Annotated in this window: 17 protein-coding genes; 5 read left to right on the top strand and 12 right to left on the bottom strand. The window is 68.5% G+C overall.

Annotated elements, in window-relative coordinates; all coding sequences use genetic code 11:
* On the top strand, nt 1-1,365 hold the full coding sequence (locus ACV22W_RS23305) for an MATE family efflux transporter (protein WP_448022044.1): 1,365 nt from the start codon (nt 1-3) through the stop codon (nt 1,363-1,365).
* 15 nt (nt 1,366-1,380) lie between these two features.
* Here the strand turns inward: ACV22W_RS23305 and lipA are convergent, their stop codons facing one another.
* From lipA to ACV22W_RS23280, 5 genes are all read right to left on the bottom strand, one after another.
* On the bottom strand, nt 1,381-2,346 hold the full coding sequence (lipA, locus tag ACV22W_RS23300) for a lipoyl synthase (RefSeq protein WP_448022042.1): 966 nt from the start codon (nt 2,344-2,346) through the stop codon (nt 1,381-1,383).
* A gap of 2 nt (nt 2,347-2,348) precedes the next feature.
* On the bottom strand, nt 2,349-3,464 hold the full coding sequence (locus ACV22W_RS23295) for an acetoin dehydrogenase dihydrolipoyllysine-residue acetyltransferase subunit (RefSeq protein ID WP_448022040.1): 1,116 nt from the start codon (nt 3,462-3,464) through the stop codon (nt 2,349-2,351).
* A gap of 4 nt (nt 3,465-3,468) precedes the next feature.
* Entirely contained in the window at nt 3,469-4,473 is a 1,005-nt protein-coding gene (locus ACV22W_RS23290) for an alpha-ketoacid dehydrogenase subunit beta (RefSeq protein ID WP_448022038.1), read from the bottom strand.
* Between the two features lie 68 nt (nt 4,474-4,541).
* Nucleotides 4,542-5,525 (bottom strand): thiamine pyrophosphate-dependent dehydrogenase E1 component subunit alpha, encoded by a 984-nt coding sequence (locus ACV22W_RS23285; protein WP_448022037.1) that lies wholly within the window; start codon nt 5,523-5,525, stop codon nt 4,542-4,544.
* Nucleotides 5,526-5,625: 100 nt separating this feature from the next.
* Nucleotides 5,626-6,684, bottom strand: a complete 1,059-nt coding sequence (locus ACV22W_RS23280; RefSeq protein WP_448022036.1) for an ATP-NAD kinase family protein — start codon at nt 6,682-6,684, stop codon at nt 5,626-5,628.
* Nucleotides 6,685-7,206: 522 nt separating this feature from the next.
* On the opposite strand from ACV22W_RS23280, the gene ACV22W_RS23275 reads away from it, so the two are divergent.
* The gene (locus tag ACV22W_RS23275; protein WP_448022034.1) at nt 7,207-9,123 is read left to right on the top strand and encodes a sigma-54-dependent Fis family transcriptional regulator; all 1,917 of its coding nucleotides are present in this window, start codon (nt 7,207-7,209) and stop codon (nt 9,121-9,123) included.
* A gap of 19 nt (nt 9,124-9,142) precedes the next feature.
* Here ACV22W_RS23275 and ACV22W_RS23270 read toward each other — a convergent pair whose 3' ends face one another.
* Both ACV22W_RS23270 and ACV22W_RS23265 read right to left on the bottom strand, forming a co-directional pair.
* Nucleotides 9,143-9,577: a carboxymuconolactone decarboxylase family protein gene (locus ACV22W_RS23270; RefSeq protein ID WP_448022032.1), complete on the bottom strand. Its 435-nt coding sequence runs from the start codon at nt 9,575-9,577 to the stop codon at nt 9,143-9,145.
* Entirely contained in the window at nt 9,561-10,022 is a 462-nt protein-coding gene (locus tag ACV22W_RS23265) for a MerR family transcriptional regulator (RefSeq protein WP_448022030.1), read from the bottom strand. The genes ACV22W_RS23270 and ACV22W_RS23265 overlap by 17 nt, the downstream gene beginning before the upstream one ends.
* A 285-nt stretch (nt 10,023-10,307) precedes the next feature.
* Between ACV22W_RS23265 and ACV22W_RS23260 the strand changes: the two genes are divergently transcribed.
* Nucleotides 10,308-10,910: a ComEA family DNA-binding protein gene (locus ACV22W_RS23260; protein ID WP_448022028.1), complete on the top strand. Its 603-nt coding sequence runs from the start codon at nt 10,308-10,310 to the stop codon at nt 10,908-10,910.
* An 88-nt stretch (nt 10,911-10,998) separates the two neighbouring features.
* Nucleotides 10,999-11,427 carry a YidB family protein gene (locus tag ACV22W_RS23255; RefSeq protein ID WP_059529856.1) on the top strand — a complete coding sequence of 143 codons (429 nt, stop codon included), beginning with the start codon at nt 10,999-11,001 and terminating at the stop codon, nt 11,425-11,427.
* Between the two features lie 128 nt (nt 11,428-11,555).
* On the opposite strand, the gene clpB is transcribed toward ACV22W_RS23255, so the two are convergent.
* Both clpB and ACV22W_RS23245 read right to left on the bottom strand, forming a co-directional pair.
* Nucleotides 11,556-14,153: an ATP-dependent chaperone ClpB gene (gene clpB, locus ACV22W_RS23250; protein ID WP_448022026.1), complete on the bottom strand. Its 2,598-nt coding sequence runs from the start codon at nt 14,151-14,153 to the stop codon at nt 11,556-11,558.
* 156 nt (nt 14,154-14,309) lie between these two features.
* A complete protein-coding gene (locus ACV22W_RS23245) occupies nt 14,310-14,828 on the bottom strand; it encodes an Rrf2 family transcriptional regulator (protein WP_448022024.1) in 519 nt (172 codons plus the stop codon).
* 264 nt (nt 14,829-15,092) lie between these two features.
* On the opposite strand from ACV22W_RS23245, the gene ACV22W_RS23240 reads away from it, so the two are divergent.
* On the top strand, nt 15,093-15,653 hold the full coding sequence (locus ACV22W_RS23240; protein WP_448022023.1) for a group III truncated hemoglobin: 561 nt from the start codon (nt 15,093-15,095) through the stop codon (nt 15,651-15,653).
* Between the two features lie 69 nt (nt 15,654-15,722).
* Here the strand turns inward: ACV22W_RS23240 and ACV22W_RS23235 are convergent, their stop codons facing one another.
* The 3 genes from ACV22W_RS23235 to ACV22W_RS23225 all read right to left on the bottom strand — a co-directional run bounded on the left by ACV22W_RS23235 (nt 15,723) and on the right by ACV22W_RS23225 (nt 17,984).
* A complete protein-coding gene (locus ACV22W_RS23235) occupies nt 15,723-16,199 on the bottom strand; it encodes a molybdenum cofactor biosynthesis protein MoaE (RefSeq protein ID WP_448022022.1) in 477 nt (158 codons plus the stop codon).
* A gap of 260 nt (nt 16,200-16,459) precedes the next feature.
* Nucleotides 16,460-16,717: a molybdopterin converting factor subunit 1 gene (gene moaD / locus ACV22W_RS23230; protein ID WP_448022021.1), complete on the bottom strand. Its 258-nt coding sequence runs from the start codon at nt 16,715-16,717 to the stop codon at nt 16,460-16,462.
* Nucleotides 16,718-16,736: 19 nt separating this feature from the next.
* Nucleotides 16,737-17,984 carry a molybdopterin molybdotransferase MoeA gene (locus ACV22W_RS23225; RefSeq protein ID WP_448022020.1) on the bottom strand — a complete coding sequence of 416 codons (1,248 nt, stop codon included), beginning with the start codon at nt 17,982-17,984 and terminating at the stop codon, nt 16,737-16,739.
* Nucleotides 17,985-18,208: the final 224 nt, after the last annotated feature.

Below are 18,208 nucleotides of genomic sequence, written 5' to 3'. Positions count from 1 at the left end.
ATGTTCGCCGACATCCGCCGGATCGTCGGTCTCGCGTGGCCGGTGCTCGTCGGCCAGCTCGCGATCATCGCGTTCGGCGTGATCGACACGGCAATGGTCGGCCGCTATTCGGCCATCGACCTGGCCGCACTCGGGCTCGGTTCGTCGATCTACGTGTCCGTCTACATCGGGATGACGGGCATCCTGTCCGCGCTGCAGCCGATCACCGGGCAACTGTACGGTGCGCGGCGCTACGCGGAAATCGGCGAAGAGGTCCGCCAGGCGCTGTGGCTCGCGCTGATGCTCGCGGCGCCCGGCTTCCTGCTGCTGCATTTTCCAGAACCGCTGCTGCACATCGCCCACGCGCCGCCCGCGCTGCACGACCGCACGGTCGATTACCTGCGGATCCTGTCGTACGGCCTGCCGGCGAGCCTCGTGTTCCGGATCTACAACGCGCTGACCAACGCAGCCGGCAAGCCGCGCCTCGCGATGGTCCTGCAGGTCGGCGCGCTGCTGCTCAAGTTTCCGCTCAACGTGTGGTTCATCTTCGGCGGCCTCGGCGTGCCGGCCCTCGGCGGCCCCGGCTGCGGGCTCGCCAGCACGCTGATCAACTGGGCGCTCGCGCTGATCGGCTTCACGCTGCTCGCAAAGCTCGACGTGTTCTCGCCGCTTTCGATCTTCTCGCGCTTTTGCTGGCCCGTCTGGGCACGCCAGAAGGCGATCCTGAAGCTCGGCGTGCCGATGGGCCTGTCGTACCTGATCGAGGTCACGTCGTACACGTGCATGGCGCTCTTCATCGCGCAATTCGGCACGACGACGCTCGCCGGCCACCAGATCGCCGGCAACATCGGCGCGGTGCTGTACATGACGCCGCTGTCGATCGGCGTCGCGGCGTCGACGCTGGTGGCGCGCGCACTCGGCGCCGGCCGCCCGGACGAGGCACGCCTGCTCGGCCGGCACAGCGTGATGCTCGCGTGCGGAATCGCGGCCGCGTACGGCGTGCTCGTGTTCACGCTGCGTCCGCTGATCGTCGGCGGCTACACACCGAACCCGGCCGTGGCCGCCGCCGCGCTGCCGCTGGTCGCGATCGTCACCTGCTACCACTTCTTCGACGCACTGCAGATCACGTCCGCCTTCGTGCTGCGCGCGTACAAGGTCGCGGTCGTGCCGACCGTGATCTATGCGGTCGCGCTGTGGGGCGTCGGACTCGGCGGCGGCTACATGCTCGGCTTCGACGTCGGCGGCATCGCACCGGCCTGGCTGACCGGCGCGCGCGGCTTCTGGTTCGCGAACACGATCAGCCTGATGCTCGCGGGCGCAGGCCTCGCGCTCTACCTGCGCCACGTCAGCCGCGCGCAACCCTCTGTCAGCGCATACAGCGCATGACGCACTGCCCGCGGCCTACGCGTCCTCCAGCACGTCGGCCGCGTGGTACGAGGACCGCACGAGCGGGCCTGCAACGACTTCCCTGAAACCGAGCGACAGCCCCTCGTCGCGCCACGCGGCGAACGCGTCGGGGCTCACGTAGCGGCGCACCGGCAGATGATGCGCGGACGGCGCGAGATACTGGCCGAGCGTCAGCACGTCGACCTCGTGCGCGCGCAGGTCGCGCAGCGTGTCCCGCACCTCGTCGTCGCGCTCGCCGAGCCCGAGCATCAAGCCCGATTTCGTCACGAGCGTCGGCCGCGCGGCCTTCGCCTGCGCGAGCAGGTCGAGCGAACCGCGATAATCGGCGCCCGGCCGCGCCGCCCGATACAGCGACGGCACCGTTTCGACGTTGTGATTGAACACGTCCGGCCACGCCGACGACAACGCATCGAGCGCCCGCGCGACGCGGCCACGGAAATCGGGCGTCAGCACCTCGACGCCGATGCCCGGCACGCTCGCGCGCACCGCCGCGATGCAGGCCGCAAAATGCGCGGCGCCGCCGTCGCGCAAGTCGTCGCGATCGACCGACGTGATCACGACGAAGCGCAATTCGAGCGCTGCGACCGCGGCGGCGAGCCGCGCGGGCTCGTCGGGATCGAGCGGCTCGGGACGACCGTGCGCGACGTCGCAGAACGGGCAGCGCCGCGTGCATAATCCGCCCATGATCATGAACGTCGCGGTGCGCTGCGCGAAGCATTCGCCGATGTTCGGACACATCGCCTCCTCGCAGACGGAATGCAGCCGGTGATCGCGCAGCACGGCCGCCATGTCGGCGACCGCCCCGCTCATCATCGGCCGCGCCCGCAGCCACGGCGGCTTCGGCAGCGCCGCGCCGGCCGCGGGCTCGACGCGCACCGGAATGCGCGCGAGCTTGTCGCGGCTCCTCGCGCCCGGTTGGCCGAGCGCGGTGAGACTGGGTCGTTCGAGCGCGGCGGCCATCGTCAGTCTCCGAGAAACGCGACGATCAGGCGGTTCACGTCGGCAGCCGCCTCCATCTGCACCATGTGGCCGCTGCCGGCGATCACCTCGGCCCGCACGCCGTCCGGCAAGCCCTGCGCGTGCTGCGCCGGGATCACCTGGTCGCGCTCGCCCCAGATCACGAGCGTGCGCGGCGCGAGCGCCCCGACGCGGTCGCGGAACACGCGCCGCTGGGATGCGCCGTCGAATGCGGCGTTCGCGATCTTCTCCAGCGCGGCCTGCACGCCTTCGAGCCGCTTGTACTTGACGAGGTCCTCGACCAGCTGCCGCGTGACGAGCGCGTTGTCGGCGAACAACGCGCCGAGGTGCGGCTTCAGCGTATTGCGGCTGTTGCCGGCGACGAAGCCGTCGATGTAGCCGCGATTGATGTCGGCGCCGAGCCCGGCGCTCGCGATCAGCGTCAGCGAGGCAACGCGTTGCGGCGCGCGCTCCGCCGCCGCCATCGCGACCGCGCCGCCCATCGAATGCCCGATCAGGTGCGCGCGATCGATGTGCTGCGCGTCGAGCAGCGCGAGCACCGCGTCGGCCAGTTCGTCGAGACTGCCGGTGTCGACCGTCTTGCCCGACTCGCCGTGCCCGGGCAGGTCGAGCGCCCATACGGGCCGATGCGCGGCGAGCTCCGCGTGGTTGAACAGCCAGTTGTTCAGGTCGCCGCCGAAGCCGTGGATCAGCACCGCTGGCGTGCCCGACCCGTCGCCGAGTTTCAGGAACCGGACCGTGCGTCCACCGATCTGCGCCTTCTCGGGTTGCGGGCCGGCCGCGTCATCGGCGGCCGCGGTCGGCACGAAGTCGCGCTGGAATTCGGCGATCGCCGCGTCGATGTCGGCATCGCTTGCCTCGGCTGCAGCCACCACGCCGAGCAACGCACCGACCGGCAGCGTCTCGCCTTCCTGCGCGACCTGACGGCGCAGCGTGCCGTCGAACGCGCATTCGACACCCGACGAGATCTTGTCGGTCTCGACGTCGAGCACTTCGTCGCCCTTCGTCACGCGCTCGCCGATCGCCTTCAGCCAGCCGTTGACCTGCCCCTGCTCCATCGACAGCCCCCACTTGGGCATCGTGATCATGTGAATCGACATCGTGTCAGCTCCTCGTCTTGAGTACCGCCTGCGCGATCGCGTCGGCGGACGGGATGTAAAGGTCTTCCAGCACGCCGGCGAACGGCGCGGGCGTATGCGGTGCGGTCACGAGCTCGATCGGTGCCTTGAGCGACCGGAACGCGCGCCGTGCGACGAGCGCGGCGATGTCGGTCGCGATCGAGCAGCGCGGGTTCGCTTCATCGACCACCACCACGCGCCCGGTGCGCTCCGCGCTTTCGAGGATCGTTTCCTCGTCGAGCGGCGACGTCGTGCGCAGGTCGATCACGTCGACCTGGACGCCGTCCTTCGCGAGCTTCGCGGCCGCGTCGGTCGCGAGATGCACCATGCGGCCATACGTGACGATCGTCGCGTCGTCGCCGTCGCGCACGACGTTCGCCTCGCCGAACGGAATCGCATAGGATTCCTCAGGCACATCGCCTTCGCGGGTGTAAAGCAGCTTGTGTTCGAGGAAGATCACGGGATCGTTGTCGCGGATCGACTGGATCAGCAGCCCCTTCGCGTCGTAAGGCGTCGACGGGCACACGACCTTCAGCCCCGGGATGTGCGTAAACAGCGACGTGAGCATCTGCGAATGCTGCGCGGCCGCGCGCAGGCCGGCGCCGTACATCGCGCGGATCACGACCGGCGTCACGGCCTTGCCGCCGAACATGTAGCGGAATTTCGCGGCCTGGTTGAAGATCTGATCGAAGCACACACCCATGAAATCGATGAACATCAACTCCGCGACGGGCCGCATCCCGCACGCGGCCGCACCGACCGCCGCGCCGATGTAGCCGCCTTCCGACAGCGGCGTATCGAGCACGCGGCCCGGAAACTTGTGGAACAGCCCCTTCGTCACGCCGAGCACGCCGCCCCATGCGTCGTCCTCGCCCGGCGCACCCGCGCCGCCCGCGTTGTCCTCGCCCATCACGATCACGCTGTCGTCGCGCGCCATCTCCTGCGCGAGCGCCTCGTTGATCGCCTGCGAATAAGTGATCTTCCTTGCCATGTCCGTCTCCTGGAATATTGGGTTCGCCGTGCCGGCTTCGGGCCGGTGGCCGCTGTGTCACATCGCGCTCACGGGTACGACACGTACACGTCGGCCAGCAGGTCAGCCGCGTCGGGCAGCGGCGCGGCCTTCGCCTGCGCGACCGCGTCGTCGATCAACGCCTTCACCTGCGCATCGACCGCGCGCAGCTCGTCGGTCGTCAGCGCCTCGGCACGCACGACGCGCGCTTCGAAATGCTTCAGGCAGTCCTTCTCGTCGCGCAGCTTCTGCACTTCGCCGGGCGCGCGATAGGTCTGCGCATCGCCTTCGAAGTGACCGAAATAGCGCGTGAACTTCACTTCGACGAGCGTCGGGCCGCCACCGTTGCGTGCGCGCGCGACCGCTTCGCCGAGCGCTTCGTGCACCGCGAAGAAGTCGAAGCCGTCGACGATCACGCCCGGCATCCCGAAGCCGTTCGCGCGATCGGCGATGTTGTCGGTCGCGACCGACCAGCTCGACGACGTCGCTTCCGCATAGCCGTTGTTTTCGGCCACGAAGATCGCCGGCAGCCGCCACACCGACGCGAGGTTCATCGATTCGAAGATCACGCCCTGGTTCGACGCGCCGTCGCCGAAGAAGCACACGCCGACGCCGCCCGTCTTCTTGTGCTTGGCTGCGAGCGCCGCGCCGCACACGAGCGGGCCGCCCGCGCCGACGATCCCGTTCGCGCCGAGCATCCCCATCGACAGGTCGGCGATGTGCATCGAGCCGCCCTTGCCGTGGCAGACGCCCGTCTTCTTGCCGTAGATCTCGGCCATCATCCCGTGCACGTCGACGCCTTTCGCGATGCAGTGGCCGTGCCCGCGGTGCGTGGTGGCGACATAGTCTTCGAGTCCGAGGTGCAGCATCGTGCCGACCGCCGAGGCCTCCTCGCCCGCGTACAGATGAACGAAGCCGGGGATTTCGCCGGTCGCGAACTCGACGTGCAGGCGCTCCTCGAATTCGCGGATCGTGCGCATCAGCCGGTAGGCGTCCAGCAGCGTGTCCCTGCTGAGCTGTGTCGAAACGGTCATGTGTGTCTCCTGAGTAGGTCTGACTGCGAATGCCGCCGCGGCAACGCCCCGGCGACGGATTGCACGACGGCACGGCCGTCGGTGAAACGTGAAGCCGCCGTCAGTCGCGCCACGCGCCGGCATCGCGCAACAACTGCCGCGACGACGCGTAACGCAGCGTGCGGCCGACATCGACCGTCAGCGGCCCGCGCCAGTCGAGCGCGATCTCGTAGCGGTCGCCGCGCGTGACCTCGATCTCGCGCTCGCCATCGAATGCGAGCGTGCCGTGCACGAACGGGATCGTCTGCCACGCACCCGGCTCGAGTCGCTCGCAGCTGCGCATCACGACGCGATCGACGCGCCCGGGTGCGATCGGCGCGACGAGCGGCGTGCCGGCGGTCTTGCCGTCGGCGGCGAAACGCATTGCGAGCCCGTGCGGCGCGCTGCGCTCGAGCGGCGCCCACGCGCCGCCGAGCGCGGACAGGCCGATGCCGTCCGGCTCCGCGAAAGTCAGATAAAGCGTGTCGATGTCGTCGGGCCCCGAGATCGCGCGCGCGCCGATGAAGCGCTGGCGGGCTGCGCACACGTCGACGAGCGCGATCTCCTCATGCCCGGCGTTCGCGCCCGCCGCGCAGCGCACGACGAGCCGCTTGTTGCGCACGAACGCGACCTCGGCCGGCACGGCGCCGGTCGCGGCGAGCCCTGCCGCAACGCCCGCGACCGTCGCCTCGCGATGTTCGGGAAACGCGTTGTTGGTGCCGGTGGACAGCGCGACGAGCGGCGTCGCGCCGCAATGCGCGGCGACCGCGCGATGGGTGCCGTCGCCGCCGAGCACGACGATCAGCGCGACTTCCATCCGGTGCATGTATGCGGCGCCGGCGTGCGTGTCGGCGACGGTGTCCGAGATCGGCAGGTCGACGAATTCGACGTCGGGCCAGCGTTCGTGCGGCGCGACCGCGCGATGCGTATCGAGCGCACGCATCAGCAGCGTCGCAATGCCCGTCTTGTCGCGCAAGGTCAGCACGCGCTCGACGCCCATCGCGCCGAGGCCGGCGAGCAGGCGCACGACCATGTTGGCCTTCTCCGCAGTCGGGAACACGGATGCATGCGTCGTCAGGCGGCGAATGTCGCGCCCCGATGCGGGGTTCGCGATCACGCCGACGGTCACGGGCGTCGTCACGGGCTTGTCTCCATCCAGTGGACCGGCACTCACGCCGGTCCTGCATGTGTCGTCCGCCGTCATCGAGGGCAGCGGATCGTCGTCGCCGACGCGACCGCGCCGAGCTTGCCCGTGACATCTGCAAGCGGCGTGCCACCACACGTGCAACGACCGCGGAACCCGCTTCCAGACTGGCGCGGCGGCCATGCCGGCCGTTGCCGGCTGCTGCTGCGACAGCCCGACGCCCCGCGCAACCGCCCATGCGTCTCACGCCGTCGATCTACCGGCGCGCCGGCTTCGGCACCTTCATCCGGATCGCGCTTCGGCCCGCAAGCCACGTGTAGCGCGGCGCGGCACGCAACGTCATGATGCGGGCCACCGTCGCACCCGGCATGCCCGCGCGTCTCAATCGCGCGAGACCGGCTGAGATGCCACTGAGACGAACGTCTCACGCCACGCGCGTGCTGCGATGCAATGTGATCCGCGCAGGCGGATGTGCTACAAGAACATCGAATTCCCCGCCGTACGGAACCGGAGCCGACCATGCCCTATGCCGTCCCCCAGGCCCAGCACGCCGACCGTGTGCTCGGCGCGCTCGCCGGACGCCTGCCCGCGCCGGCCGATTCCGCGCGTCTCGTGTCGTCGTGGCAGCGCTCGCTCGAGCGCTACGCGCTCGACCCCGCCTCGTCGATCGGCCCCCGCGTGCTGACCGCGGCCGAGCTGCGCGAGGTGCGCGACAAGGAGGAGGCCTTCCTGCGCGCGTCGGGCCAGTGCCTGACGCGCCTGCACGACATGATTCGCGTCGCCGATTACTGCGTGATGCTGACCGACGCGCACGGCGTGACGATCGACTACCGGATCGACCGCGAACGCCGCAACGACTTCCGTCATGCGGGGCTGCACATCGGCTCGTGCTGGTCGGAAAGCGAGGAAGGCACCTGCGGGGTCGCGAGCGTGCTGACCGATCTCGCGCCGATCACCGTGCACAAGACCGACCACTTCCGCGCGGCGTTCACCACGCTCACCTGCAGCGCGGCCCCGATCTTCGCGCCGGGTGGCGAACTGATCGGCGTGCTCGACGCGTCGGCCGTCCAGTCGCCGGACGGCCGCGACAGCCAGCGTCTCGTGTACCAGCTCGTGCGGCAAAGCGCGGCGCTGATCGAGGACGGCTATTTCGTGCACAGCACCGCGCAACACTGGATATTGTTCGGGCATCCGAATCGTCACTACGTCGAGGCGCAGCCCGAATGGCTGATCGCATTCGACGAATGCGGCAACATCGTCGCCGCGAACCGGCACGCGCGCGACGCGCTGCCGGCGCTGCGCGAACCGCGACATATCGACGAGATCTTCGACGCGACCGAGATGCCGCTGCGCGACGCCGCACGGCTCGACGCGATCGTCGCGCTGCGGTTGCGCGCGACCGGCGCACCGCTCTATGCACGATTGCGCGCGCCGCTCCGGCGCGCCGGCCGCGAAACCGGCACCGCATCGCGCCGCCCCGGCACCGCGCAGCGCCACGTCGGCGCGCTGACGCCGTTCCTGCACAGCAGCGACGCGCGCGTTGCTCGACAGGCCGAGCTCGCGCTGCGTGTCGCGAGCAAGCGGCTGCCGATTCTCGTGCTGGGCGAAACCGGTGCAGGAAAAGAAGTATTCGCCCGCGCGATCCACGATGCCGGTGCGCGACGCGCACGGCCGTTCGTCGCGGTCAACTGCGGCGCGCTGCCCGAGGCGCTGATCGAAAGCGAGCTGTTCGGCTATGCGGCCGGCGCGTTCACCGGTGCGCGCAAGCACGGCGCGCGCGGCAAGATCGCGCTCGCAGACGGCGGCACGCTGTTCCTCGACGAAATCGGCGACATGCCGCTCACGCTGCAGACCCGCCTGCTGCGCGTGCTCGCCGACGGCGAGGTCGTGCCGCTCGGCAGCGATACGCCGGTGCGCGTCGATCTCGACGTGATCTGCGCGACGCACCGCGATCTCGCACGAATGGTGGCCGACGGCACGTTCCGCGAGGATCTGTATTACCGGCTGAGCGGCGCGACGTTCGAACTGCCGCCGTTGCGCGAGCGCGCGGACGTGCGCGACGTGATCGCCGCGGTATTCGCCGAGGAAGCGCAGGCGACCGGCCACGTGCTCACGCTCGACGCGTCGCTCGCCGAGCAACTCGCCGCGTACCCGTGGCCCGGCAACGTGCGGCAGCTGCGCAACGTGCTGCGCTATGCGTGCGCGGTATGCGACGCCGCACGCGTGACGCTGCGAGATCTGCCGGCCGATCTCGCAGCGCAGCTCGGCGCCGGTCCGGCCGGCGCGCTGCCGGACGACGAACGCGGCCGTATCGTCGCGGCGCTCACCGCGCACCGCTGGCGGCCCGACGCGGCCGCGCAGGCGCTCGGCATCTCGCGCGCGACGCTGTACCGGCGGATCGCGAAACACCGGATCGTCGCGCCGCACCGCCTTTGATGTACCGGCACGCGTCGCATCACGCGGCGTGCGCGTCCGCTTCGGTCGTGCCGCCGTTCCGGCCGGCCGCCTCATCGCGCCGCGTGAACACCTCGTGCGCGGCGAACAATGCATTGAGCGCGGCCGGAAACCCCGCGTAGACGGCCATCTGCATGAATACCTCGACGATCTCGTCGCGCGTGCAGCCGACATTCAGCGCCGCCTCGACATGCACCTTCAGTTGCGGCTGCGCGTTGCCGAGCGCCGCCAGCGCGGCGATCGTCGCGATCTCGCGCGCCTTCAGGTCGAGCTGCGGCCGGCTGTAGATGTCGCCGAAGCCGAACTCGACGAGCAGCCGCCCGAAGTCCGGCGCGATCGGCGCAAGCGCCGCGATCACGCGTTCGCCCACTTCGCCGTCGATTTCCTTCAGCTTGTTCCAGCCGCGCGTGTAGCGATCTTCAACGAGTCGTTCCATGGTGTCCGTCCTGTTCCGAGAGTGAATGAGTAGCGTTCGCCCGTCGCTCCGTCTCGCGTTCCTGCGTCTCGTAATACGCGATCTTGTCGCTGATCGCGTCGAGGCTCGCCTGCAATTCCGCGATATGCGCGCGCACCGCGTCACGATGCGCGGCCAGCAAGCGCCGCCGCGCACCGAACGTCGACTCGCCTTGCGCGCGCAGCGCCGCGAACTGCTGCATCTGCGCGATCGGCATGCCGGTCGCCTTCAGGCGCATCACGAAGGCAAGCCAGTCAAGATCGGCCGGCGCATAGAGCCGGTGCCCGGCCGCCGTGCGCGAAATCGCGCGCAGCAGGCCGGCCTGCTCGTAATACCGCAGCGTATGCGTCGACACGCCGGTCAGTTCGGCGACTTGCCCGATCGTCAGCGGACCGGCGGCGGAAGGTCTGGATACGGTTTTCGACATGGCAGGATCAAGGTTAGGAGTTAGAGTTCACTCTAAGTCAAGCGTTATCGATCGGCCAAGTACAACGATCTGAATCGCCGCCGCGGACACCGTAAAGAATGGTCAAAACCACGGCCCCGCGCGGCTTGTTGTCTTTACAGCGACGCAAGCCTTCAGCAAGATTCGGTCAGCCTGTCTCAAAATGGGCACGCATTTGTCCTATGCTTAACGGCGACGCCCGGCGAAGTCTCGCCCCGCCGTCCGTTGCAACAGCCATTCATCCGTCAGAACCAGGGAGCCTTTGCCATGCTGAAAAAGCTGCTGATGCTGTTCGTCGCGTTATCGCTGTCGCTTGCCGCCGGTCTCGCCGCGGCCGTCGAAGTCAACACGGCCGACCAGGCCGCGCTCGAATCGGTGAAGGGCCTCGGGCCCGTGAAGTCGAAGGCGATCATCGACGAACGCACCAAGAACGGCCCGTTCAAGGATGCGGACGATCTCGCGAACCGCGTGAAGGGTCTCGGCACGAAGTCGGTCGGGCATCTCGAGGAAAACGGCCTGACGATCGGCGGCTCGTCGACGCCGCCGAAGGGCGTGAAGCTGTCGAAGCCGGCCGCGACGACGTCCGCGACCCCGTCGGCCACGACGTCGGCAGGCACGGCTCCGACGCCGGCGGCCGCAACGCCGGCGCCGACCCCGGCCGCCAGCGCGCCGGAAGCGGCGTCGAAGCCGGCCAGGAGCAAGCGCGCGTCGAAGAAGGAAAAGGCGGCCGCGGCCGCAGCGGCATCCGCCGATGCGGGAGCGAGCGCGAGCGCGCCGGCCGCAGCGTCGTCCACGAAGGCGACGAAGGGTTCGAAGAAGAAGAGCAAGAAGGACAAGGCAGCCTCCGCCGCCGCGGCGTCGGGCGCCTGATGTGCGCCGCGCGCGCGATCGTGTGCGCGCGGCATTCGATCAACGGGCGCCGTCGTTGCGGCGCCCTTTTCAGTGAAGGTGAAGAACCATGGGTCTCCTCGACATCGTTGGCGGTCTGATCGGCGGCCAGGCCGGCGGCAACTCGCAAAGCGCGCTCATCACGACCGCGCTCGAATTCATCAACAACCAGCCGGGCGGGCTGAACGGCCTGATCGAGAAGTTCAAGGCCGGCGGCGCCGGCGACATCATCGGCTCGTGGGTCGGCAACGGCGAAAACCAGCCGATCTCGGCCGACACGCTGCAGAACGTGCTCGGTTCCGACGTCGTCGGCTCGCTGGCGAGCAAGGTCGGCATCGATCCGTCCCAGGCATCGTCGATCCTCGCGCAGGTGCTTCCGCACGTCGTCAACGGTGCGACGCCGAACGGCGAAGTGCCGGCCGGCGGCCAGGTCGATACGTCGAACGTGCTCGGCACGCTCACGCAGCTCGCCGGCATGTTCGGCGGCAAGCAGGCCTGAGCCCGCACCGCGCCGGCTGACGGTCTCGACGGCGGTTTCGGCCGCCCCATATGCAAACACCCCGCCTGAGCGGGGTGTTTGTTTTTGCGCGCCCGGCGCGAACCGGGCGTGCGGCCGATCACCGGCGATCAGTGCACGACGCGGTCGAACACGAACTTGCCGTCGCTGACGTCGACCGGGATGACATCCTTCGGACCGAAGCGGCCCGCGAGGATCAGCTTCGCGACCGGGTTCTCGATCTCCTGCTGGATCGCGCGCTTCAGCGGCCGCGCGCCGAACAGCGGATCGTAGCCGACCTTCCCGATCTGTTCGAGCGCCGCCGGCGACACGTCGAGCGCCATGTCGAGCTTCGCGAGCCGGTCGTGCAGGCGCGCGAGCTGGATCTTCGCGATCGATTCGATGTTGCTGCGGTCGAGCGCGTGGAACACGACGACGTCGTCGATCCGGTTCAGGAACTCGGGGCGGAAGTGCTGCTTCACTTCGAGCCACACGGCGTCCTTGATCTCTTCCTGCGGTGCGCCCGTCATTGCCTGGATCACCTGCGAGCCGAGGTTCGACGTCATCACGATCACCGTGTTCTTGAAGTCGACCGTACGCCCTTGCCCGTCGGTCATGCGACCGTCGTCGAGCACCTGCAGCAGCACGTTGAACACGTCCGGGTGCGCCTTCTCGATCTCGTCGAGCAGGATCACGCTGTACGGCTTGCGGCGCACGGCTTCCGTCAGGTAGCCGCCTTCCTCGTAGCCCACATAGCCCGGCGGCGCGCCGATCAGCCGCGCGACGCTGTGCTTCTCCATGAACTCGCTCATGTCGATGCGGATCAGGTGCTCTTCCGAATCGAACAGGAACGCCGCCAGCGCCTTGCACAGCTCGGTCTTGCCGACGCCCGTCGGGCCGAGGAACAGGAACGAGCCGTACGGGCGGTTCGGATCGGCGAGACCGGCGCGCGAACGACGGATCGCATCCGCGACCGCGCCGATCGCCTCGTGCTGGCCGACCACGCGTTCGTGCAGCTTTTCCTCGATGTGCAGCAGCTTCTCGCGTTCGCCCTGCATCATCCGCGACACCGGAATCCCGGTTGCGCGCGACACGACTTCCGCGATTTCTTCCGCGCCGACCTGCGTGCGCAGCAGACGCGGACGCGTCGGGTTGTGCTGCTCCTGCTCTTCGGCCTGCGTGACCTGCTTCAGTTGCGACTCGAGTTGCGGCAGCTTGCCGTACTGCAGCTCGGCGACCTTCTCCAGCTTGCCTTCACGCTGCAGACGCGCGATGTCGGCCCGCACCTTCTCGATCTCTTCCTTGAGTTGCGCGCTGCCCTGCACCGCGGCCTTCTCGGCGGTCCAGATCTCTTCCAGGTCCGCATATTCGCGGCCGAGGCGATCGATCTCTTCCTCGATCAGTTGCAGGCGCTTCTGCGACGCCTCGTCCTGCTCCTTCTTCACGGCCTCGCGCTCGATCTTCAGCTGGATCAGCCGGCGATCGAGCTTGTCCATCTCTTCGGGCTTCGAATCGATTTCCATCTTGATCTTCGACGCAGCCTCGTCGATCAGGTCGATCGCCTTGTCCGGCAGGAAACGATCGGTGATGTAACGGTGCGACAGCTCCGCCGCGGCGACGATCGCCGGGTCGGTGATGTCGACGCCGTGGTGCAGTTCGTACTTCTCCTGCAGCCCGCGCAGGATCGCGATCGTCGCCTCGACGCTCGGCTCGTCGACGAGCACCTTCTGGAAGCGGCGCTCGAGCGCGGCGTCCTTCTCGATGTATTTGCGGTATTCGTCGAGCGTGGTCGCGCCGATGCAGTGCAGCTCGCCGCGCGACAACGCCGGCTTCAGCATGTTGCCTGCATCCATCGCGCCCTCGGCCTTGCCGGCACCGACCATCGTATGGATCTCGTCGATGAACACGATCGTCTGGCCTTCGTCCTTGGCGATGTCGTTGAGCACGGCCTTCAGGCGCTCCTCGAACTCGCCACGATACTTCGCGCCGGCGAGCAGCGCGGCCATGTCGAGCGACAGCACGCGTTTGCCCTTCAGCGTCTCGGGCACTTCGCCGTTGACGATACGCTGCGCGAGCCCTTCGACTATCGCGGTCTTGCCGACGCCCGGCTCGCCGATCAGCACCGGGTTGTTCTTGGTCCGGCGCTGCAGGATCTGGATCGAACGGCGGATTTCGTCGTCACGGCCGATCACCGGATCGAGCTTGCCCGCGCGGGCGCGCTCGGTCAGGTCGACCGTATATTTCTTCAGCGCCTCGCGCTGGCTTTCCGCGTCCTGGCTGTGCACCTGCGAGCCGCCGCGCACCGCGGCGATCGCGGCTTCGAGCGCCTTGCGCGTAAGGCCATGCTGACGGGCGAGCTTGCCGGCTTCGCCCTTGTCGTCGGACGCGGCGAGCAGGAACATCTCGCTCGCGATGAACGTGTCGTTGAGCTTCTGCGCTTCCTTGTCGGCCTGGTTCAGCAGCCCGGCCAGCTCGCGGCCGATCTGGATGTCGCCGCCCGTGCCCGTGACTTGCGGCAGGCGCGAAATGGCTTCGTTCAGCGCGCCTTGCAGCGCCTGCACGTGAACGCCCGCGCGCGACATCAGCGAGCGGGCGGAGCCGTCCTGCTGCGCGACCAGCGCCGCCAGCACGTGAACGGGTTCGATGTATTGATTGTCGCGGCCTGCCGCGAGGCTTTGCGCGTCCGCGAGTGCTTCCTGGAACTTGGTGGTGAGCTTGTCGATTCTCATTTGGCGAGACCTCCAATTTTCGATTAACACCAAGATGTGGATGGTTATACGGGTTTCAAGCGAAATTCGGGTTGATTCAGCGCAAAAATCGCCGGGCGGCGATGCGTCGGCCTGCGGGCCGGTCGCCGCCCGGATGGCAGGGGTGGTGCCGGCGCGTCAGCCGACCTTCGACGGCGATTCGGCGGACGCCGGCGCGTCATCCCCGGAAGGCTCGGCACGCACCAGCGCGATCGGACGAATGCCCAGCAGCGCGACGAGCGGCGACGCGGGCACGGCCAGTTCGCCGAGCGTGTGACGGTCGAGTTCGGCGAAGAATGCGTCACGCGCGGCCGCCAGCACGCCCTTCAGGCGGCACTGCGGCTCGATCACGCAGCCGCGCGACTCGTCGCCGTCGGGCGCAAAGCAGCCGACCAGCGCAAAATCGTTCTCGGTTGCGCGTACCACCTGGCCGACCGTCAGCTTCAGCGAATCGGGAAACAGTCGCAGCCCGCCATTGCGGCCGCGGACGGTATCGACCCAGCCGAGCTCGCCGAGCTGCTGCACGACCTTCATCAGATGGTTCTTCGAGATGCCGTAGGCGTCCGAGATCTCCTGGATCGTCGCGAGCCCCTCGCCGCGCACGGCGAGGTACAGCATGACGCGCAGCGAGTAGTCGGTGTAGTCGGTGAGTCTCATGAGCGAATACGGAAAAGGATCGATCGCGCCCCGATCAAGCGGGCCGGATCAATCGGAGCGCGCGCCGGGACGGTTCGCGAGGCCGCTTGACGGCGCCGGGTTGCCGGGACGGCCTGCGCGCAATAAGATGCATAGCATCTGCGCATTTTTCAGGCATTGGTGGACGCTATTTTGCGTCAAAATTCTGTCGGTGTCCTGCGCGTTGCCCACGCTGCCGTTCCACCAACACGACGCCGACGCCCCGATTTCCCGGCCCTTTTTGCCATGACCGCCCTGCCAGCCTCGCCCGAAACCGCTCCGGCCTGCCCTCGCGACGCCGAGCCAACAGAAGACAACATCCGCGACCTCGTATACGCGTTCTACGACCGCGTGCGCGCCGATCCGCTGCTCGGCCCCGTGTTCGACGCGAAGCTGGAAGGCCGCTGGGACGACCATTTGCCGAAGATGGTGAGCTTCTGGTCGAGCCTCGTGCTCGGCACCAAGGGCTACCGCGGCAACGTGCAGCAGGCGCACCAGCCACTCGACGGGATCGAGCCCGCGCATTTCAGCCGCTGGCTGTCGTTGTTCCTGAAGACCGTCGAGGGGCGCTACACGCCGCCTGCGGCCATCCGCTTCATGGAGCCCGCGCTGCGCATCGCGCAGAGCCTGCAGTTGAGCCGCTTCGGCTGGGATTATCGGATTCCGCCCGAGCAGCAGGCGCTGCTCGACGCGATCGCGCCACGCCGTCGCGACGCGGGCAACGATCCGCATGCGCTTCCGTCACGCGCCCGCGGCGAGCCGTTTCCGACGAAGATCATCGGGCGCGGAACCGATCCGGACGCCTGACACGACGATTCGCAGCGCCGGAGCGCTTGAGTACCTGCGGCACATCGCCGCACGACACGAACGCCGCGCTCAGCGCGGCGAGTTGCCCGATTCGACACCCCAGCGCGCGAGCGCCGCATCGTCGGTGCTGCGGGCATCGACCCAGCGCTCGCCGTCCGGCGTCGTTTCCTTCTTCCAGAACGGCGCCTCGGTCTTCAGGTAGTCCATCACGAACTCGCACGAGGCGAACGCATCGCCGCGATGCGATGCGACCGTCGCAACCATCACGATCTGGTCGAGCGGCAGCAGCCGGCCGACGCGATGCACGATCGCGACGTCGATCCCGGGCCAGCGCCGGGCGGCCTCGGCGGCGATCTTCTCGAGCGCCTTCTCGGTCATCCCCGGATAGTGTTCGAGTTCCATCGCGGCGACCGAATCGCCTTCGTTCAGGTCGCGCACGGTGCCGACGAAGCACGCGACCGCCCCGATCTTCGGGTTGCGCGCGCGCAGCGCCGCCACCTCGGCGTTCAGGTCGAAATCGTTAGTCTGTACTCGTACCGTAGCCATCGTCTGCCTCTGTCGACCAGAGTTGGCGCTTCAGCGCTTTACTCTGGTCCCATGCTTCGCGGTCGACCAGAGTTGGCGCTTCAGCGCTTTACTCTGGTCCCATGCTTCGCGGTCGACCAGAGTTGGCGCTTCAGCGCTTTACTCTGGTCCCATGCTTCGCGGTCGACCAGAGTTGGCGCTTTAGCGCTTTACTCTGGTCCCATGCTTCGCGGTCGACCAGAGTTGGCGCTTCAGCGCTTTACTCTGGTCCCATGCAAAGCTCAACCGCCCGTCACGGGCGGAAAAAACGCGACCTCGCAACCGTCGGTGAGCCGCGTATCGGGGTCGGTCATCTCGTGATTGCATGCCATGCGCAACGCGCGCCCTTCGGCGAGCGTCTCGGCCCACGCGCCGCCGCGCATGCGCAGCCATGCGCGCACGTCGCCGACGGTCGTCACGCCGTCCGGCACGTCAGCCTGTTCGTCGGACACGCCCAGCGACTCGCGCACGCTTGCAAAGAATTTCAGTTGAATCTTCATGGGTCAGGAAGCCGTCGCGTTACGACAGCAGTTCGGAAAACGGAATGAAACGCACGGTCTCGCCCGCGCTGATCGCGTGCTGCGGCGGATTGTCGATCAGGCCATCGCCCCAGACCGTCGACGTCAGCACCGCCGAGCTCTGGTTCGGGAACAGGTCGAGGCCGCCGGCCGCGTTGACGCGTGCGCGCAGGAATTCGTTGCGCCGGTCGCCCTTGCTTTGCGAGAAGTCCGCGCGCAGCGACAGCGCACGCGGCGCGACGTCGCGCACGCCGGACAGGCGCAGCAGGAACGGCCGCACGAACAGCAGGAACGTGACGAAGCTCGACACGGGATTGCCCGGCAGCCCGATGAAATGCGCGTCGGGACGCGCGTCGCCGCGGCGCACTGCGCCGAACGCGAGCGGCTTGCCCGGCTTCATCGCGATCTGCCACAGCGAGAGCCGCCCTTCGGCCTCGACGGCAGGCTTCACGTGATCCTCGTCGCCGACCGATACGCCGCCGCTCGTCAGGATCACGTCGTGATCGCGCGCGGCCTCGCGCAGCGTGTCGCGGGTCGCTGCGAGCGAGTCGGGCACGATCCCGAAGTCGGTCACGTGGCAGCCGAGCCGCTCAAGCAGCCCGCGCAGCGTGAAGCGGTTCGAATTGTAGATCGCGCCGGGCTTCAGCGGCTCGCCCGGCATCGTCAGTTCGTCGCCGGTGAAGAACACCGCGACGCGAATCCGCCGCGCGACCGACAGCTGCGCACAGCCGACCGACGCGGCCAGCCCGAGCGCCTGCGGGGTGAGCCGCGTCCCGGCCGGCAGGATCACCGAACCCTCGCGGATGTCCGCGCCCTGTGCGGTGATCCATTCACCGGCCTTCGGCGTGTGGAGGATTTCGACCGCATCGCCGTCGGCCGACGTCTGCTCCTGCATCACGACGGCATCCGCGCCGGGCGGCACCGTCGCGCCGGTGAAGATCCGTGCGGCCGTGCCCGCCGCGAGCGGCGCGGCCGGATGGCCGGCCGGGATCCGCTGCGACACCGGCAGGCGGCGCTCGCCGTGCAGCAGGTCGGCGACGCGCACCGCATAGCCGTCCATCGCGCTCGTATGCATCGGCGGCACGTCGAGCGGCGAGCTCACGTCGGCCGCCAGCACGCGGCCGAGCCCGTCGAGCGTGGCGACGGTTTCGAAGCCGGGCAGCGGCTTCGCGGCTTCGAGCAGCGCGGCGAGCGCTTCGGCGGTCGACAGCATCGGCGCGCGCGGCGCCGCGGGATTCGGGTTCGACATCGATGGAATCGGGGATCGTTGGAATCAATACGTCATTGTAGCGACGCCATCGCGCCCACGCGCGATATGCCGGACATGCGGCAACTGTGATCGGCGCGAACGCGCTGCACTGGCACTTGTTTCGCGCGCCATCCGGCAACGCGCCCGCGCGCGGCCGCCACCAAGCGAAACGGCCGGAACCCCGATCCGTGCGACGAATCGGCATTCCGGCCGTCGTGCGCCGC

Source organism: Burkholderia sp. AW49-1, assembly GCF_053427845.1.
This window is presented reverse-complemented; position numbering and strand designations above follow the sequence as displayed.

What these genes read in the sequence shown, in the direction of transcription:
- ACV22W_RS23305 (WP_448022044.1), top strand. Translation starts at nt 1, where the DNA reads ATGTTCGCCGACATCCGCCGGATCGTCGGTCTCGCGTGGCCGGTGCTC.
- lipA (WP_448022042.1), bottom strand. Translation starts at nt 2,346, where the DNA reads ATGGCCGCCGCGCTCGAACGACCCAGTCTCACCGCGCTCGGCCAACCG.
- ACV22W_RS23295 (WP_448022040.1), bottom strand. Translation starts at nt 3,464, where the DNA reads ATGTCGATTCACATGATCACGATGCCCAAGTGGGGGCTGTCGATGGAG.
- ACV22W_RS23290 (WP_448022038.1), bottom strand. Translation starts at nt 4,473, where the DNA reads ATGGCAAGGAAGATCACTTATTCGCAGGCGATCAACGAGGCGCTCGCG.
- ACV22W_RS23285 (WP_448022037.1), bottom strand. Translation starts at nt 5,525, where the DNA reads ATGACCGTTTCGACACAGCTCAGCAGGGACACGCTGCTGGACGCCTAC.
- ACV22W_RS23275 (WP_448022034.1), top strand. Translation starts at nt 7,207, where the DNA reads ATGCCCTATGCCGTCCCCCAGGCCCAGCACGCCGACCGTGTGCTCGGC.
- ACV22W_RS23270 (WP_448022032.1), bottom strand. Translation starts at nt 9,577, where the DNA reads ATGGAACGACTCGTTGAAGATCGCTACACGCGCGGCTGGAACAAGCTG.
- ACV22W_RS23265 (WP_448022030.1), bottom strand. Translation starts at nt 10,022, where the DNA reads ATGTCGAAAACCGTATCCAGACCTTCCGCCGCCGGTCCGCTGACGATC.
- ACV22W_RS23260 (WP_448022028.1), top strand. Translation starts at nt 10,308, where the DNA reads ATGCTGAAAAAGCTGCTGATGCTGTTCGTCGCGTTATCGCTGTCGCTT.
- ACV22W_RS23255 (WP_059529856.1), top strand. Translation starts at nt 10,999, where the DNA reads ATGGGTCTCCTCGACATCGTTGGCGGTCTGATCGGCGGCCAGGCCGGC.
- clpB (WP_448022026.1), bottom strand. Translation starts at nt 14,153, where the DNA reads ATGAGAATCGACAAGCTCACCACCAAGTTCCAGGAAGCACTCGCGGAC.
- ACV22W_RS23245 (WP_448022024.1), bottom strand. Translation starts at nt 14,828, where the DNA reads ATGAGACTCACCGACTACACCGACTACTCGCTGCGCGTCATGCTGTAC.
- ACV22W_RS23240 (WP_448022023.1), top strand. Translation starts at nt 15,093, where the DNA reads ATGACCGCCCTGCCAGCCTCGCCCGAAACCGCTCCGGCCTGCCCTCGC.
- ACV22W_RS23235 (WP_448022022.1), bottom strand. Translation starts at nt 16,199, where the DNA reads ATGGCTACGGTACGAGTACAGACTAACGATTTCGACCTGAACGCCGAG.
- moaD (WP_448022021.1), bottom strand. Translation starts at nt 16,717, where the DNA reads ATGAAGATTCAACTGAAATTCTTTGCAAGCGTGCGCGAGTCGCTGGGC.
- ACV22W_RS23225 (WP_448022020.1), bottom strand. Translation starts at nt 17,984, where the DNA reads ATGTCGAACCCGAATCCCGCGGCGCCGCGCGCGCCGATGCTGTCGACC.